Here is an 18,460-nt window from a genome sequence, read left to right as displayed (position 1 = left end):
GCGAGGGAGAATGCTATGATGATGAATACCATAATCCTACCTGTGATTGCAGGGTTAGTTTTATTTCTCTTCGGCATGAAGCTCATGGAAACAGCGCTTCAATCGTGGGCCGGCCCCCGCCTCCAGCTGTGGCTGGAGCGGTTTACCCGGACGCCGGTGCGCGGCCTCGTCACCGGCACCGTGCTCACGGCGGCGCTGCAAAGCAGCACCGCCATAACGGTCATCGCCATCGGCCTTGTCGGCGCCGGCGTCTTGACCTTCCCGAGAACGCTCGGCGTCATTCTCGGCACCAACATCGGCACTTGCCTCACCACCGAGCTGATCGGACTCAGCCTCGGGGGGATCGGTGTGCCGATCCTGCTTGTCAGCGCCGCCATCTGGATGGCGAGCTGGCTGGCCGGTCCCTTGCCGCCATCAGCGGCGCGAGGGCAAGAACCAGCCGACTCTGCCGGCGGGCGCGAATGGCTGCGCAGCGTCCGCTACGGAGCGCTGGCGGTGGCGGGCTTCTCTCTCGTGCTGCTCGGCATCGAGATCATGCAAACGATCGGGCCTGCGCTGCAGTCCCGCGGGCTCTTCGCTTGGTTTGTCACCGAAGCCAAGCAAAGCTTGCTGTGGGGCATCATCGCCGGCGCCGCCGTTACGGCTCTGGTGCACAGCAGCGCAGCGGTTATCGCGATGGCCATGGGCCTAGCCGCGATTCAAGGCATCCCCGTCGAGCTGGGCATTGCCATCACAATCGGCGCCAATGTCGGCACCTGTGTGACGGCATTGATCGCCGGAATGAGCTCCTCACGCGCCGGGCGATACGTCGCCTGGTCGCATATCCTGCTCAACGTCGGAGGCGCGATCCTCTTTTACCCCTTCATCCATCAGCTTGTCAGCCTTTCGGCACTGATCGCGGATGACGCATCGTCGCAAATTGCTCGTTCGCAGACGATTTTCAATGTCGTCTGTTCGCTGATCGCCTTACCTTTTTGCTATCTTAATATGTGGAAGCGCCTTGAGTTCCGTTCACAATAGCTACACCTGAGCTAGTGCCTAAACGAGTTGCACCGGCTTCGATCATCGCAACCGCTGCTTGCAGATCTCTTACGCCGCCCGATGCTTTGACGCCAATCGTATCTGATACGTTTGCGCGCATAAGACGTACATCTTCTACTGTCGCACCGCCAGGACCAAATCCTGTGGATGTTTTGACAAAATGAGCGCCAGCTTCTTCCGAAAGCTTGCAAGCCATTATTTTTTGCTCATCGTTCAAAAAGCCGGTTTCCATAATCACTTTAACAATCGCTTTTCCTTTGACAGCATCCACGACTTGCTTAATATCCGAACGAACGGCATCATATTGACCTTCTAGAAGCAGACCAATCGGAAGCACGGTATCGATTTCAGCAGCACCGTTTTCTACTGCCTTCGCAGCTTCAAATGCTTTTACTTCGCTCAAGCTTGCTCCAAGCGGGAAACCCACAACCGCTGCAACTTTCACGCCGGTACCTTCTAGCGCCTTGCTAGCTACGCCAACAAACTGAGAGTTCACGCACACGCTGAAAAATTGGTGCTGAGCCGCCTCTTCACACAGTTTGTGAATAGATGCCGTACTCGCATCTGGCTTCAAAAGGGTATGATCGATATATTTGGCAATTTCTTTCGCATTTAAAGTCATTAGAAACACCTCATCCTATTTATTGTGCAGCCTTGCTGCTAATAGAGAAAACCTCTATCGCGGCCATCTCAGGAAGCGACCGCGCTTAGAGGTAAATGTTAACGTCTAAACATTTGACTTACAAATTTACAACAGCTGCTGTTTCCAACACTCGAACCAATTGGCCCTTGCTTTCATTCACGCCTGCTTCCGTCACTTTCACACGGCAAACTTGGCCGATCATGTCTTCCGAACCTTGGAAAACAAGCTGTACATAGTTATCCGAGTAGCCCATATACAAACCGCTGTCAGGTGCTCCTTTGTAAGCTCGTTCCGGAATTACTTCCAGTACTTGACCTACAAACTGCTGTGCATAAGCTAACTGCATTTTCTCAGAAAGATCGATCAGCTCATGAACGCGCGTATTTTTGACTTCCTCATCCACTTGATCTTCCATCCGCGCCGCTGGTGTACCTGTCCGCTTGGAATAAGGGAAGACGTGCATCTCAGAGAATTTCATGCGTTCCATGAATTCTACGCCATTGCGGAACATTTCCTCAGTCTCACCTGGGAAGCCCACAATTACGTCCGTCGTAATAGCTACATCCGGCATAATCTCATGCAGACGCTCAATTTTGCTGGCGAATTCAGCTGTCGTATATTTTCTGCGCATGCGCGCTAGTACACGATCATCACCGGCCTGCAAAGGAATATGCAGATGACGGCACATTTTGTCCGAGGATTTCAATACTTCAATGACTTCATCCGTAATTTGACTAGCTTCGATTGAAGAAATCCGAATACGTTTCAAACCTTCGACTTTGTCCAAATCCCAAAGCAATTTAGCCAAGCTGTAATCCTCAATATCTTCGCCATATCCGCCGGTATGAATACCCGTCAGGACAATTTCCTGATAGCCGGCAGCCACTAATTGCTCCGCTTGGGCAATAACGCTTTGCGGCTCACGACTGCGCATTAGCCCGCGGGACCATGGAATGATACAAAACGTACAGAAGTTGTTGCAGCCCTCTTGAATTTTCAGAAAAGCTCTCGTCCGATCGGCAAAATCAGGCACATCCAGTTCTTCAAACTGACGTGTTTTCATGATGTTGCGAACCGCATTAATCGGTTGGCGATCCGTTTCAAATTGTTTCACAATCGGAATAATTTTGTCACGGTCCTGTGTCCCGATTACCATATCGACACCTGGGATCGCCATGATCTCCGCCGGAGAAGTTTGCGCATAACAGCCTGTTACGGCAACAATCGCCTCTGGATTGCGACGAATCGCACGGCGAATCATTTGACGGCTCTTTTTATCCCCCGTATTCGTTACCGTACAAGTATTGATCACGTAAACGTCTGCCGTTTGCTCGAAATCGACCTGTTCGTATCCCTCATTTTTGAAAAGCTGCCATATGGCCTCTGTATCATAGAAATTAACTTTACATCCTAATGTATGAAACGCTACCGTTGCCATAACGCTTATCCTCCCATCTCTCCGGTTTCATAGAAAAGACACGTAAGACCTACCATCGCAGCAGTCTCCGTGCGTAAAATACGAGCCCCTAGCGATACAGAACGGAACCCGGCCTCTTCGGCCTGCTTGATTTCTTGTTCCGTAAATCCGCCTTCCGGCCCCACTGCAATAACGACTTTGCTTCCTTGTCCCAATTTACCCGCGGCGAGCGCTTCCTGGATGGCTGGCTTCAATTGCTGACCATCTTCTTTTTCATAGCAGATCCATGCTGCATCCGCTTCTTTGGCCTGCTGAAGCAGCTGCTTCCACGAATAAACGGCTTCTACCTGCGGCACACGATTGCGATGTGCTTGCTCAGCGGCTTCTTTGGCAATCTTCTGCCAACGTTCCGTCCGCTTCGCTTCCTTCTTAGCGTCGTATTGCACAATCGTACGCTCTGATAAAAAAGGAAGAAACCGGGCTGCCCCGATCTCGGTCCCTTTTTGAATAATCGTTTCCATCTTATCACCTTTGGGCAGGCTCTGAGCAATCCAGACCTGAACCGCTGACTCAGCGTTCATCGGCAGTTCCTCCACGATTTCCGCGGTGACTAGCCCCTTATCTAACTGAGAAATCCGCACGAGCACTTCGCGATCCAATCCATTGCTGCAAATCACCTTGTCGCCGATGTCTGCTCGCATCACGCGCATCAGATGATGTGCGTCGTCTCCCTCAATGGTGACAGTCTGATTGTCAAGGTGAAACTGCTCGGGCGGGAGAAAATAACGCTGCATAGTCCAAGCCTCTCTATCTTCGTTCATTTCCATGTCAATTGGATTCCTAGGTCAATCTTCCACTCACCATCATACCTTTTTTGAATCAGAAAAGCTACAAAAGGATGAAACTGGCAGCTACAAACCAAGAATGAACGCGATTGGCCTGGAAAATAGATCTATGATATTTTTCCCTAACCCTAAATAAGGATCTAATGTCACCTGACGCAGCGGTCGAACGAATACAACAAGCAGGAAAATGACCGATGCCCACTGCTCGAACTTTTGCAAAGACTCCGAGTATCGCAAATCCACGAGATCTTGAATGATACGGTATCCATCGAGCGGCGGAATTGGAATAAGGTTAAACAAGAACAAAGTCAAATTCGTGTTCACCATTAATTTTAAAAAGATTAGAATTGCACTGGCGCTTCCCGTTGACATGCCTTCGAGCCAGCCGTATTTCTGGAAGAGCGCAAATACAAATAAACTGATAAATGCAAGAATCAAGTTGCTTATCGGCCCTGCCGCGGTAACGATAATCCCCATTAAACGGGGGCTTTTGAAATTCCCGCGGTTGACAGGGACCGGTTTCGCCCAACCGAACCCGGCAATGAGCAGCATAATGGTCCCGAAAAGATCCAAATGCACCATCGGGTTCAAGGAAACCCTGCCGAATTGATAAGCCGTAGAATCTCCTAATTTATAAGCGCTATACGCGTGTGCGAATTCATGAATGGTAAATGAAAGCACGAGGACCAGAATAACGAAAGGCAGCGTACTCCAGTCATAAAACAATAATCCTCCCATGGATGAACACCTACAGCTTTCTAGCTACGATTACAACCCAATTCGAATCATAGTTTTTCTCTACAATTGTAAAGTTGGCAGCAACCAGCGCTTTTTCGACGAGCTCTTCCTTAGCGGTAATAATACCGGACGTTATGTAATAGCCACCTTGCTGCAGAACTTCATAAACATCATCAACGAAAGTAACAATAACCTCTGCCAAAATGTTAGCGACAACCAGCTGCACAGGAATCGTGACGCCAAGCTTGTCAGCGCCTTCTGTTTCGCTTTCTTTCAAAACACCAAGCAAATCACTCAATTTCACTGTAATGTTAGACTCGAGCCCATTCTGTTTCGTATTATCCTCAGCACTAGTCACAGCAACAGGATCTAAATCCACTGCTAAAACATGCTTAGCCCCGAGCTTGGCAGCTGCAACGGACAAAATTCCGGAACCCGTTCCAACATCAATGACATCATCCCCTGGCTTAAGCACCTTCTCCAGCGTTTTCAAGCAAAGTGACGTTGTCGCGTGTGTGCCTGTTCCGAACGCCATGCCAGGATCAAGCTCCAGAATCAGTTCACCAGGTGAAGCCGTGTACTCTTCCCATGTCGGTTTAATCGTTAGACGGTCCGTGATGCGAATCGGTTTGAAATACTGTTTCCAAGCGTGCGCCCAATCCTCGTCATCCACTTCTCTAACTTCATAAGTTGGATTGCCCGTATCAATGTCGTATTCGCTTAGTTGTTCGACCGAAGCCTTTAAATTCGCCATAACCGGCTCCATGTCCGTCCCATGGTAGAAATAGCCTTTGATCACAGCTCTTCCTTCCGGAATATCGTTAAAAGGCGTTTCATACAGCTGGCCAAATGACGTATCCCGCTCTTTGTTTAGTGTCCCTGATTCTTCAATAGAGACGCCCCCAGCGCCTAATTCATGAACAAAGTTCGTAATCATTTCTATTGCTTCTTCTGTCGTATGTACGGTTAATTCCTGCCAAAGCATCGGTCGTGCTCCTCCTATCGGTTATCACCTTCGCGAAAATAAGCCCATCAGGGCTATTTTCACAAGGATCATTGTACTACACTTCGCTTCTTGGGTAAAATAACCTGAATGTAAGCGCTATATTTTTTTATTTTCTTAATAATCTCCTAATACATTTGTGGTACATTTAATAACAGGTGAACAACAGTTATCAATGGTCATTACCTCACTTATACTATCCTAGAATGGAGTCTTCGCATGGTAAGAACTTTCCTCATTTTTCTTATTATTGTTGGGCTGGAACTCACAGCACCTTTTGCCAGTGCCACCCTGCTGGCTGATAACTACAGCCAAGTGACCGCTCACCGCGGCAGCTCCAAGAAAGCGCCCGAGAATACGCTGAGCGCGTTCCGTCAAGCCATTGCAGATAAAGCTGGATTCGCCGAACTAGACGTGCAAGAAACGTCGGACGGAGTCGTTATGCTCATGCATGATGACAGTGCTCAACGCACGACGGGCATCAACAAAAACATGTGGGAAGTCACCTCATCTGAGCTCAAATCTGCCAGTGCCGGCAATTGGTTCAGCCCAAAGTTTAAAAGTGACCGCGTCCCTACCCTCGATGAAGTGATCGAGCTGGCCAAGGACCGGATCAAGCTAAATATAGAGTTGAAAAATAATGGGCATGGTGTACAACTCGCTCAGAAGACGGTTGATATCATTGGTGCTCATGAGTTTGAAAAGCAATGCACCGTCACATCCTTTGATACCGGTTTACTTCACACCGTAAAAAAAATGAATCCTCGCATTAAAACGGGGCTTATTATAAGCCAGAAATCAGAAACTTCCTCACTTTGGGAAAGTCAAGATTACGACGTCGTCTCTGCGGCCTACCCGCTAGTCAACGATGAATTCATGAGAGAAGCCGCATCGCACAACAAAGAAGTTTACGCTTGGACGGTCAACGACAAACCGATGATGAAGCGTATGCTTGCACTCGGAGTCACAAGCATTATTACGGACGCTCCCGATCAGCTCATTCGTTTGATGAACGTCCATAATTAACTTAACTTTTTGCAAAAATATAAAAGCATCGATTACTCGCGTATTACACGGGTAACGATGCTTTTGTTCGTTTATATGGAACCGCCGGCGTTCTCAATAACACGGCATGCTTGATCGTACACAGAGTCGTCAATGACTGCAGCCAGGATGATATCCAGGCCAACTGACTTCATATCCCCGTCTACGCTAAACATACCATCCGCCATTGCAGATTCAAAGCCGCGTCCAATCTCATTATTGAACCGGTCCACCTGAACTTCGGCAGCTCTTAGCGCTTTAAGCTTGGCTGCCGCACCTTCGGCTTGCTCAGGAGAATGGAAATAAGCAAGGATTGCTTTTTCCGCCATGTTAATTCTCTTCCTGTCTATGATCCGCAGCTTTCGCCCGTTCGGCCGCCTCGAAATCGTCCCGATCGGCAACCTCAGCCGAAAATTCTACATCCTCGTTTTTGGCAACTGGTAAATGACTTTGCTTTTCTTGGTTTTGCTTCGCACTCATCGTTGAACCTCCTAAAAGCTATCATAGTAAAATCCAGTTTTTAGTTTGCCAAAACGAGTCTTTATTATACGAAACAGCCTATTCCTTTATTTTCTCGAAAGAAGCATCATAGAGCCGAAACATCGTCTTATAGCCCGATTCATCCAGTTTCACACCTACATCCAGCTTGCCTGTGATGAGCAGCGGCCCCGAAGTGTATCGAAGTTTGACATCATCCGGCACAAATACGATCATAATTTTATTCCAATAGGTTTCATCCCCATTATCAAAAGGACATTCTGCTCCCGGTTTTGGTATGAGCAGGAACCAATGTTTTTCAAAGGAGAGTACTTCACCCATGAAACCTTTGATTTGTACGGTTTTACCACTCGTATCCCAGAAGCGATCCGAAGGGGTATCCTGCTTCTCATTATCAAAAAACTGATCCCAGTTTATTTCGTTGGAAGCTGCTGACGGTGATGACTTTACGGTTTTGCTTGGTTCCGTGGCCGCAGGCTTCGGTTGCGGGCTGGAGGAAGGCGCAGCATCCGTTTTGACATTCGTTGCATCAACTTGTGGAGGTGCGCTTTGCACAGCTTTAGGTGGCTCCGATACTTTCGGAGTTGGAAGCGGTGTAGGCTGTGTTTCTTTAACGGTTGTTGTCGCTACAGGTTCTGCAGTAGGCTTTGGAGATTCGGAGGGAACTGCTTTGTCCAGTGTAATAGAAGAGACCGGCTGTGCACTTGCAGTTGGAAGTGGAGAAGGCACAGAGCTTTCGATCGTGGTCTGATCTATACTGCCGAACGTTTGACCTGCGGTATCCATTTTCTTTTGACCGCATCCTGAAACGAGTATGACGACAGCCAAAACAGACGTGAACAGCATTTTTCTCATTTTCATCACCTCAGACTTCATGACTTGAATAATTGCAATGGATCTACACGATAGGCCTGCAATGCCGGGCCTGCTGAAGCAAGAATACCAATTCCTAATGTTCCTGCAATTAACAACCATTCTCCCTGCATGAACTGAAAAGATTGCAGCTGCAAACCTGTATATTCGAATACAGCTTCGCGGCTTAAATAACCGCCGAGATGGCCTGCCAGTATGCCCAAAACAAGGCCGATCACTGTCAGCAATAATCCTTCTCCAATCAGCGAGGACCAAATGAATCCTTTGGATTTTCCAATTAAACGCAGTAGAGCGACGTCTTTCTTCCGTTCATTCACGGCTGCGACAAGCGAAAGAAGGATGGTGCCTGCGGCAAGCAAAATGCAGATGATCGTTACAACCGTTAGCGCCCCGGTTCCTTTATCGATGACGTTCACAACATCAGCAACTGCTTTGCTTGTATAAATCGCTTGAACATTGTTCATTTGACCGTATTTCGTTTTGATCGATTGTGCACCTAGCAGCGTCTTCGGCTTGATCAGAATGGAGGTAACTTCCCGATGTTCAGCATCCTGCCCTTCATGCACAGCCCAAGCGTAATCCAATGTCGTAAAAACAGCTCGATCATCGGAAGTGAATAATGGCGGTAAGATACCAACTACGGTATATGTAAAATTATGATGATGCTCTTCTTCAGCGGAATCACCTTCGTGATCTTCGCCTTCCGCTTCTTCCAGCCCTTTGATCAAGCCATGCGCGCCTTGGAATTTATCTCCGATATGAAGCCCTAGCGAGCTCGCAATGTGAGATCCAACTATGGTCTCGCCAAGCTTCCCATACATTTTCCCTTCCGCCATCTGCTTCTCTGTTCCATAGCGGGAAGCAAAATAGCCGGGTTCAATCCCTACGATAGGAAATCCGTTATAGTTATCTCCCGTCGTCATCGCATAGGCGCGATCAACGGACTCATCCTTTTGAAGCTCGCTAAGCAGTGTAAACGGTACATTTCCTGTAGGAGCGCCTACATGATAATAAGTGTTCAAAGCAAGCTGCGTCGCGCTGCCTTTGGCACCGATCGTTACCTCGAAGGGACCGTAGCCCTTCTCAGCCCCCTGCTCAAGCCCTTCGCTGCAAAGCAGTAAAAACACAACCAAAGCTGCCGTAATCGTTACAGATAAAATGGTTAGCAGTGAGAGTGTTTTTCGGTGAAGCATATTTCTCCAGACTAAAGCCACTAATCTCATACGGCATTTCTCCTCGATAGCTCATTAATTTCACCTATATGAACACGTGTCGGGTACATTTCCGCCAAATGCAAATCGTGAGTAACGGTAACGAGCGTGAGTTTCTCCATCTCACAAATGTTCAGCAATAGCGACATGACCTCGCCAGCTGTTTCCCAGTCTAAACTGCCTGTAGGCTCATCGGCCAGCACAAGCTGCGGCTTAGTCAGGATGGCACGAATAATGGCCGCTCTCTGCTGCTGCCCTCTCGATAGCTCATTAGGCATATGATGCTGGCGATCCTTCAAGCCGACTCTCTCAAACCAGTCGTCAAGCTGGTCTTTCGTCTGTTTCTTCGACCAGGTATCTGGGACAATGAGCTCGACGTTTTGCCTGGCGGTCAATGACGAAATTAAATGAAAATCTTGAAAAATATAACCGACATGCTCCGCACGGAAACGGTCTCTTTTACTTTGTGAAAACGTATGCAGCGGTAAGCCGTTCACACGTATTTCCCCTTCGTCCGGAACCATAACACCGCTGAGCAAGTGCAGCAGCGTGCTTTTACCGCTTCCGCTCGGGCCGAGCAAAGCAATGCGTTCCCCTTGCGCAATGCTCCACGAAGGAACACTTAGGATCTGCAGCTTTTGCCCATGCATCGTGAAAGACTTTGAAATATTGTTCAACTCAATCATAGCTGTCCTCCAAATTCATAGGTCCAAGATAGGAAAAGAGGACAAGGGAAGCGTGATCCCCTGTCCTTTCTTTGCCTTTGCTTTTAGTTTTTCACGATGCGCTCGTTGAAGGAATCCCATGTCATCGTTTTGCCAGTCAGCTTATTGAATGCTTCTAGCGGCAGGTATAGCTTGCCATTGTCCACATTGCCAACAAGTGTGCTTTCACTGCCATTTTCCGTAATAGCGCCAGTTTCAACTAGTACGGACAACTTTTGGTTGTCTTTGGAAAGTGTTACGGATTTCGTTGCTTCATCCCAAACCACTTGGATGTCTAATGCTTCAGCAAGCGATTTCGCCGTAAACAATGTTTTGTTATCGCGAGTTACTTTGAACAATGGGTACAAGTACTTATCTTGCAGTTCTTTTGTTGCTGCAGCCAGATCAGCGCCAATTACTTTTGCACCGCTTTTTGCAATGTCCGTATTATCGATGTCGCCTTTAACCAAAGAAGCGATCGGTCCGTACGCCCATACCCCAACGTCTACGGCAGTATGTCCATGTCCCGTCCAGCCAACAGCTAAGCGTTTGGATACAACAGCGTTGTAACCTCCAGCGCGTCCATAAGAAGAGCCGTCACCTTTCAAAATCAATGCAACTTCCTCGTCAGACAAATCGGTGAAACCAATGTTGTCAGCAACGATTTTACGAACATCATCAGCTGTTTGAGCTGCTTTCAAGATCGCATCCAAATACTCGTAGGAGTGCTTCTCCTTATTAAACAAATCTACATTCAATTCGTACACATTGTTAATCCCCAAGGACAAACCGCCTGTTTCATGGTCAGCCGAGACAACAACGGAAGTATTCCCATCTTTTTTCGCGAAATCAACCAATGTTTTGAATGTTGCATCCAGCTCCAGCATTTCTTGAACGTTGGCTGGCAGATCGTTCGCGTGACCCGCGTGATCGATACGTCCTTGTTCAACCAATAGTACGAAACCATCTTTATTTTGGGATAAAATATCAAGTGCTTTTTGCGTCATTTGCGGCAAGCTAGGTGTGCTCGCATCACGATCCAGTACATATGGAATTTCGTTCATTGCGAAAAGTCCAAGCGCATGGTCAGCTGTAGCTGGAATTGCATCTAAACCAGCTTTATCAAACGCTGTTTTGAAGCCTTTTGCTTCATAGTCAGGAATAATATTTTTGTCAGTACGTTTTCCTTTATCGTCTTTTGTTACAAAGTTCGTTTTACCGCCACCGAAGATAACATTCACTCCGCTAGCTAAGTATTGAGAAGCAATTGCGTTTTGGTTACCGCGTTGACGAACGTGGGATGCCCATACCGCAGGCGTTGCTCCAGTAATATTATCTGTGGATACAAGTCCAGTAGCTTTGCCTTGTTTCATTGCTGCTTCGATAATCGATCCATATGGTTTGGCTACATCGCCGTTAGACACGCTGATTGCATTATTGTATGTTTTGTTACCTGTCGAGAAGGCCGTAGCAGCTGCAGCGGAGTCAGTTACAGCACCGGATTCCGACGTGTATGGACCTGCTTGCGAGTATGTAGTTGCTTTACCAACATAGTATCCGCCATCAAGCTCTAAGCGGTCTTTATTTAAAAACTTTTTGGAGTAGTATCTTGCTGCCGTCACTTCAGCCGGACCCATGCCGTCACCGATCAGTACGATCAGGTTTTTGGATTGCGGTTGCTCCGCTGGAACGGTAGTCGGAGTTGTTTCAGCAGCTGATGCTACGCCTGCTACGTTTAAGGCCAGTAAGGAAATTGCTAGACCGGAACCCATGATTTGTTTCAAGCTTTTTTTCAAGGTGTATTCCCTCCAAATATAAAGTATCTCACGTCATCTAGCATAACTTTCATAGATTAAGAGGAAGTTATCGTTACGTATTCGCTATGTAAAAGATTCCATATACTGTTAGCTGAATGTAAACAAACCTGTGAACGTGCACCCTGCAGCCAAACAAAAAACACTCCACTTGGCCTTTTCAACAGATCAAAATCTGTGAAAACGTCAAGGGAGTGTTCTGGTTCTTATAGAAAAATATGAATTTAGTCGCCCAAAAAGGCTCTTTTCATACGTTCGAAAATCGATTGGTTCTGCTCATGTGTATGTTCACCGGTTTGTTTACCGAATTGGCGCAGCAAATCCTTCTGATCTTCGCTCAAGTTCGTAGGCGTTACCACAATCACTTTCACGTGTTGGTCACCTTGACCAAAGCCACGTAAGTGCGGAACCCCTTTTCCTTTTAAGCGGAAATACGTATCGGTTTGCGTGCCAGCCGGAATTTTGAGCTTCACTTTCTCTGTCAGTGTCGGGATTTCAATCTCATCCCCAAGTGCTGCTTGCATAAAGGTAAGTGGCACTTCGCAATAGACATCATTGCCTTCACGCTCAAAGAATTCATGGGACTTCACGCGAATGACTACGTAAAGATCACCGGATGGGCCTCCACGAGTTCCGCCTTCTCCTTCGCCTGATACGCGAAGTTGTGCGCCGTCGTCCACACCAGCTGGAATCTTGATGTGAATGGTGCGTTGTTTTTTCACTTTTCCTGCGCCATGGCATGTTCCGCATTTTTCTTTGATGATTTTACCGGAGCCATTACATTGCGTACATACGCGGCGATTCACAATGCGCCCGAACGCCGTATTTTGTACAACTTCTTGCTGACCGCTGCCGTGACAGCCGCCGCAAGTTTCCGGCTTCGTTCCTGGCTTTGCGCCAGAGCCGTTACACGTATCGCAATTTTCAGTTCGCGGAATATGAATATCGGTTTCTTTACCGAAAATCGCTTCCTTAAACTCAATTGTCATTGTATATTGCAAATCGTTTCCGCGCTGCGGCGCATTCGGGTTACGACGGTTACCACCGCCACCGCCAAAGAACATATCAAAAATATCGCCAAAGCCGCCACTGAAGTCTTGGCCGCCCATCCCTTGGTTCGGATCAACGTGACCAAACTGGTCATATTGGGCTTTCTTCTGACTATCGCTAAGCACATCATAAGCGTCTTTTGCTTCTTTGAATTTATCTTCCGCATCCGCAGCTTTATTCACGTCAGGGTGATACTGACGCGCCATTTTACGGTAAGCCTTTTTGATGTCTTCTTGCGAAGCATCCTTGCCGACCCCAAGCACCTCGTAATAATCACGTTTACTCATTGTTCCACTCCCATGTTCAAGACTGCAAACGGAAAGTCAAAGCCACGGGGAACCCCCTTGGCTTTGACTCATTCGTTTCTACACATCCAGCATTACTATAGGATATGTTTATTTTTTTGGTTCGTCAACCACTTCGTAGTCCGCGTCAACAACATTTTCTCTGCCTTTAGGAGCTTCGCCTGCGCCTCCGCCTGCTGCACCGTCATCAGGTCCTTGCGCTGCGGAAGCTTGCTCATACAGCTTCACAGAAAGTTGTTGGATCACTTCTGTAAGCTCTGCCGTTGCCGCTTTGATCGTTTCAAGATCGTTGCCAGTTAGAGCAGCAGTTACTTTCTCTTTGGCAGCATTTGCTTTATCGATCTCGCCTTGGTCTACTTTGTCGCCAAGATCTTTGATCGTTTTATCAACGGAGTAAACAAGTTGATCGGCTTCGTTGCGAGCTTCTACAAGCTCTTTACGAGCGCGGTCTTCTTCAGCGTGAGCTTCCGCGTCTTTCACCATTTGTTCAACTTCCGCATCGCTTAAGCCGCTGGAAGAAGTGATTGTGATTTTTTGGCTTTTGCCAGTTCCTTTATCCAAAGCGGACACGTTCACGATACCATTGGCATCGATATCGAAGCTAACTTCGATTTGCGGAACGCCGCGAGGAGCCGGAGGAATATCACCAAGCATGAAACGGCCCAGTGTTTTGTTGCCGCTAGCCATGGAGCGCTCACCTTGAAGCACGTGAATCTCTACGCTAGTTTGGTTATCTGCATAAGTGGAGTACACTTGTGATTTCGTTGTTGGGATCGTCGTATTGCGATCGATCATTTTCGTGAACACGCCGCCTGCAGTTTCGATACCAAGGGAAAGTGGTGTTACGTCAAGAAGAACTACGTCTTTTACTTCACCAGTTAATACACCAGCTTGAACTGCTGCACCTAGAGCAACAACTTCATCCGGGTTAACGCCTTTGTGAGGCTCTTTACCTGTCAATTTTTTGATCGCTTCAACTACCGCAGGAATACGAGTGGATCCGCCGACAAGAACAACTTTGTCGATTTGGCTAGTGGAAAGCCCGGAATCCTGCAAAGCTTGACGAGTTGGTCCAAGCGTTCTTTCTACCAAGTGAGCGGAAAGTTCTTCGAACTTCGCACGAGTAAGGTTTAACTCCAAGTGCTGCGGTACGCCGTCAGCAACTGTAATGAACGGTAGGGAAACCGTTGTTGTCAGTACGCCGGAAAGCTCTTTTTTCGCTTTTTCAGCAGCATCTTTCAGACGTTGAACCGCTGCTTTATCTTTGCTAAGGTCAATACCTTGCTCTTTTTTGAATTCGGATACGAGGTAATCGATAACGACTTGGTCAAAGTCATCCCCACCAAGTTTGTTATCTCCGCTAGTCGCTTTAACTTCGAAGAAGCCATCGCCCAGTTCAAGGATGGAAACGTCAAACGTACCGCCACCAAGGTCATAAACCAGAATCGTTTGGTCTTCTGTTTTCTCCAAACCGTAAGCAAGTGCTGCAGCTGTCGGCTCATTGACGATACGAAGTACTTCAAGACCGGCAATTTTACCAGCATCTTTCGTTGCTTGGCGTTGGCTGTCGTTGAAATAAGCTGGAACTGTGATAACCGCTTGTGTTACCGTTTGGCCCAGGTAAGCTTCCGCGTCGGATTTCAGCTTTTGCAAGATGATCGCAGAGATCTCTTGTGGTGTGTAATCTTTGCCATCAATGTTTTCTTTGTGATTTGTACCCATGTAACGTTTGATGGAAATAACCGTTTTGTCCGGGTTTGTGATCGCTTGACGTTTTGCTGTTTCACCAACTACACGCTCGCCATCTTTCTTGAAACCTACAACGGACGGCGTCGTACGGTTACCTTCCGGGTTAGGAATTACGACGGCTTCTCCGCCTTCCATAACAGCTACGCAAGAGTTTGTAGTACCTAAGTCAATACCAATTACTTTACTCATGTTAAAGCTTCCTCCTTTTGCTCCTAGGGAACATTTGAATAGATTGAGATATTTTTAATTTCTAAAATGATAAGATCTAAACGCTAACTTTCACCATCGCTGGTCGGATAACTTTGTCTTTAAGAATGTAGCCTTTTTGCAGCTCCTCAACGACAATGCCTTCCTCGTACTCGTCAGACTCCACTTGCATGACAGCTTGGTGGAATTCCGGGTTGAACGGCTGACCAACAGCTTCGATCGGCTTCAATCCTTCAGCCGTCAGCAGTTGATCCATTCCGCGGTACGTCATTTCCAAACCTTTTGCCAATGCGTCGAAATCTTTTGTCTCTTTGCTTGACGCTAACGCGCGATCGAAGTTGTCTACAATCGGCAAAAGCTGCTCAATCAATTTAAGTGAAGCATATTTAGCAAAGTCTTCCTTCTCCGCTCTAGCACGGCGGCGGAAGTTGTCGAAGTCCGCTTGAACGCGCAATAAACGCTGGTAGTTTTCTTCGGCTTGCACACGCACCTTCTCTAGTTCACTCGCTTCTGCAGAAGCTTCAGCTTGAGTATCTTGAGCTGCTGCATCTTCCTGGTTTTCAGCGGTTTGCTCATTGTCGGTTGCGTATGTAGTGTTCACGTCTTGCTCTTCTGTTTTGTTATCAGTACTCAATTGTCCTTCACCTCCTCAACATAATACAACAAAATTTCGTTATCGTCAGTTTGCCCAGCTTTACTCTTCTTCAAAAGGCTGCTTCATCTTAATCACGGTATGAATACGCAGTACAGCGGCAGCAACCTCTCCTGCAGCCTGCAACGCGTGAATTTTCACATCTGCGGGGTCTACAATGCCGGCTTCGACGAAATCCGTAACCTGACCGGTGTCGCAATCAATTCCGAGGCTGTCGGTTTCCAGCGCGATCTGCGCCGCTTTCAGCTCTTCAACCTTCTCAAGCGGATTATAACCCGCGTTGACAACGATCTGAGCCAGCGGCTTGCGCAGTGCTCCCGCGACAGCGGCCACACCGAAGCCCTCCATGCCCTTCATCGTCTCGCGGACACGTTCCAGATCATGCGCCACCGCCATCTCCGCCGCGCCGCCTCCGGGCAAGTACCCGCCGCGTACGGCGGCTTGCACGGCCGACGCGGCATCCTTGGCGATGCGCGAGCGCTCATGCGCCGCTTCGCGCGTCGCCGCGCCGACGATCACGGTCACGTGCTGCTCACCGTGACCCGCCGCTACGCGTACGCGCCCCAGGCGCTCGTCGTACGCGGCATAACCCGCGCGGCCTAGCGCCGCGTCAAGCTCCGGCGCGCTCTTACGCAGCGCCGTGCGACGCACCGGCCGAGCGCCGGTGTGCTCGCTGAGGTGCTGCAAGTCCCTGCGGGACAAGCGCTGCAGCACGATGATGCCATGGTCGGAGCAGAACTGCTCCGCCTCGGGGTCAACCCCGCGGTCGGAGGCGATGAGTCCGACCCCAAGTTCCAGCAGCGACGCAAGGTTGCTGCGGAAAAGCTCTCTCAGCTGCATGTACCGCTGGAAGCCTGCCTCGGTGACCAGCGATTCCTCGCTGACCGCCTCAGGCTCCAAGGCATCATGCAGAACAAGAATGCGGGCATCTCGCCGCTCTTGGTCGAGATGCAGGTTCATCGGCTTCTGGTTCAGCAGAATGCCGGTCCAGACCTCGCTGCTCGCCTCTTCATGGGCGATCACACTGTCTGCGAAGCGATAGCCGTCTTCGCGAAGCTTCGCCTCGCCGACCGCTTCGGCGGCTTGAACGATGAGCCTCGCGATATCCGTCTGCTCTCGGCCTGCCGTGATCGCGATGCGCTTCAGCGCCTCATCGTTTAGCCCCGTGATCGCGCGGCTTCGGCGCTCCAGGCTTTCTACCGCCAGCTCGATGCCTTGCAGCATCCCGCTGACGACCTTGGCAACCGGTACGCCGCGCGTTACTTGCGCAACACCTTCTTGCACCAGCGCCCCGGCAAGAACCGTCGCTGTCGTTGTGCCGTCGCCAATTTGTCGCTGCTGGCTCCGCGCGACTTGAATCATCAATCTGGCTGCGGGATGGGAGACGTCCATTTTCTCTAAAATGGTAACTCCATCATTGGTGATGATGACATCACCCTGTCCGCCAACCAGCATAGTGTCCAGCCCCTTAGGCCCCAGTGTGCCCTCAACCGCGGAACAAATAGCCCTAACGGCGGCTGAATTATTAACTAATGTAGAGTAGCGTTCTTCGCCCTCGCTGTGTCCTGTCTTGATACCGCTCATTTGCCGTACCAACGTCCCAGCACGTCTTCCATTTGCTTCGATAAATGATTCATTAAACTAATGACCCTGCCGTACTCCATTCGCGTTGGCCCCAAGATGCCTATAGTACCCAGAGGCTGACCGCCAATCGAATAGGAGGCCGTAATCAAACTGCAATTATTTATAGCTTCAATACTATTTTCAGCACCGATTTTGATCTCCATGCCTTCATTTGTCGGAGTAAACAATTTGATAAGTGTAGGTGCTTCTTCCAATAGATCAAAAATGCTTTTAACCTTGTCAACATCTTTAAATTCAGGCTGTGTCAACATGTTGGTCATACCGCTAAGAAACACGCGATCCTTCTCATCACTTTGCAGCACACTTTCCACAACCGAAAGAAGCTCCTGGTAACCATTCACATATTTGCCCAGCTCGCTCGCAACTTCATTATAAAGTCGGGATTTAAACTGGATCAGCGGCACATTCTGCAATTTGGCATTCAGAATATTGACAACCTTCTCGATGTCGGACATGCGAATACCATCAGGAATCGTAATCGTTTTGTTCTCCACATGCCCTGTATTCATAACGATGATGGCAACAGCAGTCGTCTCAGTTAGTGGGATGATCTGCAAATGCTTCAGCGTCGTACTGAATACCTCAGGCCCGAGCACAATCGATGTATAATTCGTCAAGGAGGACAGTACACCGGCGACATGCTGGATAACGCCTTCCATCTCTTGAATGCGCTGAGCAAAAGTGCCCTTCATTGAATTCAAATCATTCTCATGCAAAGTCCCATGCTGGAGCAGATGATCGACATAGTAACGATAACCTTTGTGCGAGGGTATACGGCCTGCGGACGTATGGGGCTGCTCCAAGTAACCCATCTCTTCGAGATCGGACATTTCGTTACGAATCGTTGCCGGGCTAAATCCGACATTGCCTCGTTTCGAAATACTTCTTGAACCAATTGGCTCTGCTGAACGAACATAATCATCTATGATAGCACTTAAAATCATGCGTTGCCGATCCGTCAACATCAAGTACCCCTCCTCTTCACAATCGTTCTATGATCACTTTCGTTAGCACTCGTATTT

18 protein-coding genes are annotated in these 18,460 nt (G+C 48.6%); 2 read left to right on the top strand and 16 right to left on the bottom strand.

Features of this window, described 5'->3' with window-relative positions:
* Positions 1–15: 15 nt before the first annotated feature.
* A complete protein-coding gene (locus ACUN27_RS13340; RefSeq protein ID WP_326063784.1) occupies positions 16–1,020 on the top strand; it encodes a Na/Pi cotransporter family protein in 1,005 nt (334 codons plus the stop codon).
* On the opposite strand, the gene deoC is transcribed toward ACUN27_RS13340, so the two are convergent.
* The 5 genes from deoC to prmA all read right to left on the bottom strand — a co-directional run bounded on the left by deoC (position 983) and on the right by prmA (position 5,669).
* The gene (deoC, locus tag ACUN27_RS13335) at positions 983–1,663 is read right to left on the bottom strand and encodes a deoxyribose-phosphate aldolase (RefSeq protein WP_315952247.1); all 681 of its coding nucleotides are present in this window, start codon (positions 1,661–1,663) and stop codon (positions 983–985) included. The genes ACUN27_RS13340 and deoC overlap by 38 nt on opposite strands.
* 118 nt (positions 1,664–1,781) lie before the next feature.
* A complete protein-coding gene (gene mtaB / locus ACUN27_RS13330; RefSeq protein ID WP_315952248.1) occupies positions 1,782–3,122 on the bottom strand; it encodes a tRNA (N(6)-L-threonylcarbamoyladenosine(37)-C(2))-methylthiotransferase MtaB in 1,341 nt (446 codons plus the stop codon).
* Positions 3,123–3,127: 5 nt separating this feature from the next.
* Complete coding sequence (locus ACUN27_RS13325; protein WP_315952765.1) at positions 3,128–3,895, bottom strand: 16S rRNA (uracil(1498)-N(3))-methyltransferase; 768 nt, start codon at positions 3,893–3,895, stop codon at positions 3,128–3,130.
* Positions 3,896–4,012: 117 nt separating this feature from the next.
* A complete protein-coding gene (locus tag ACUN27_RS13320; RefSeq protein WP_315952249.1) occupies positions 4,013–4,684 on the bottom strand; it encodes a site-2 protease family protein in 672 nt (223 codons plus the stop codon).
* Between the two features lie 10 nt (positions 4,685–4,694).
* Entirely contained in the window at positions 4,695–5,669 is a 975-nt protein-coding gene (prmA, locus tag ACUN27_RS13315) for a 50S ribosomal protein L11 methyltransferase (RefSeq protein WP_445559024.1), read from the bottom strand.
* A 237-nt stretch (positions 5,670–5,906) separates the two neighbouring features.
* Between prmA and ACUN27_RS13310 the strand changes: the two genes are divergently transcribed.
* Complete coding sequence (locus ACUN27_RS13310) at positions 5,907–6,713, top strand: glycerophosphodiester phosphodiesterase (protein WP_315952251.1); 807 nt, start codon at positions 5,907–5,909, stop codon at positions 6,711–6,713.
* 71 nt (positions 6,714–6,784) lie between these two features.
* On the opposite strand, the gene ACUN27_RS13305 is transcribed toward ACUN27_RS13310, so the two are convergent.
* The 11 genes from ACUN27_RS13305 to hrcA all read right to left on the bottom strand — a co-directional run bounded on the left by ACUN27_RS13305 (position 6,785) and on the right by hrcA (position 18,403).
* The gene (locus ACUN27_RS13305) at positions 6,785–7,060 is read right to left on the bottom strand and encodes a hypothetical protein (protein WP_315952252.1); all 276 of its coding nucleotides are present in this window, start codon (positions 7,058–7,060) and stop codon (positions 6,785–6,787) included.
* Between the two features lies 1 nt (position 7,061).
* A complete protein-coding gene (locus tag ACUN27_RS13300; protein ID WP_315952253.1) occupies positions 7,062–7,211 on the bottom strand; it encodes a YfhD family protein in 150 nt (49 codons plus the stop codon).
* Between the two features lie 78 nt (positions 7,212–7,289).
* A complete protein-coding gene (locus tag ACUN27_RS13295; RefSeq protein ID WP_315952254.1) occupies positions 7,290–8,084 on the bottom strand; it encodes a hypothetical protein in 795 nt (264 codons plus the stop codon).
* 17 nt (positions 8,085–8,101) lie between these two features.
* Positions 8,102–9,325, bottom strand: coding sequence for an ABC transporter permease (locus tag ACUN27_RS13290; protein ID WP_315952255.1), 1,224 nt, complete (start codon positions 9,323–9,325; stop codon positions 8,102–8,104).
* Complete coding sequence (locus ACUN27_RS13285) at positions 9,322–9,999, bottom strand: ABC transporter ATP-binding protein (protein ID WP_315952256.1); 678 nt, start codon at positions 9,997–9,999, stop codon at positions 9,322–9,324. The genes ACUN27_RS13290 and ACUN27_RS13285 overlap by 4 nt, the downstream gene beginning before the upstream one ends.
* A gap of 83 nt (positions 10,000–10,082) precedes the next feature.
* Positions 10,083–11,813, bottom strand: a complete 1,731-nt coding sequence (locus ACUN27_RS13280) for an alkaline phosphatase (RefSeq protein ID WP_315952257.1) — start codon at positions 11,811–11,813, stop codon at positions 10,083–10,085.
* A 242-nt stretch (positions 11,814–12,055) separates the two neighbouring features.
* Positions 12,056–13,168 carry a molecular chaperone DnaJ gene (gene dnaJ, locus ACUN27_RS13275; protein WP_315952258.1) on the bottom strand — a complete coding sequence of 371 codons (1,113 nt, stop codon included), beginning with the start codon at positions 13,166–13,168 and terminating at the stop codon, positions 12,056–12,058.
* A 108-nt stretch (positions 13,169–13,276) separates the two neighbouring features.
* Positions 13,277–15,124 carry a molecular chaperone DnaK gene (dnaK, locus tag ACUN27_RS13270; RefSeq protein ID WP_326063791.1) on the bottom strand — a complete coding sequence of 616 codons (1,848 nt, stop codon included), beginning with the start codon at positions 15,122–15,124 and terminating at the stop codon, positions 13,277–13,279.
* A 76-nt stretch (positions 15,125–15,200) separates the two neighbouring features.
* Positions 15,201–15,776 carry a nucleotide exchange factor GrpE gene (gene grpE, locus ACUN27_RS13265; protein ID WP_315952260.1) on the bottom strand — a complete coding sequence of 192 codons (576 nt, stop codon included), beginning with the start codon at positions 15,774–15,776 and terminating at the stop codon, positions 15,201–15,203.
* Between the two features lie 60 nt (positions 15,777–15,836).
* Positions 15,837–17,378, bottom strand: a complete 1,542-nt coding sequence (locus ACUN27_RS13260) for a TCP-1/cpn60 chaperonin family protein (protein ID WP_326063792.1) — start codon at positions 17,376–17,378, stop codon at positions 15,837–15,839.
* Positions 17,375–18,403: a heat-inducible transcriptional repressor HrcA gene (hrcA, locus tag ACUN27_RS13255; protein WP_127449825.1), complete on the bottom strand. Its 1,029-nt coding sequence runs from the start codon at positions 18,401–18,403 to the stop codon at positions 17,375–17,377. The genes ACUN27_RS13260 and hrcA overlap by 4 nt, the downstream gene beginning before the upstream one ends.
* Between the last annotated feature and the right edge of the window lie 57 nt (positions 18,404–18,460).

The organism is Paenibacillus sp. WC2504 (genome assembly GCF_052682475.1).
This window is presented reverse-complemented; position numbering and strand designations above follow the sequence as displayed.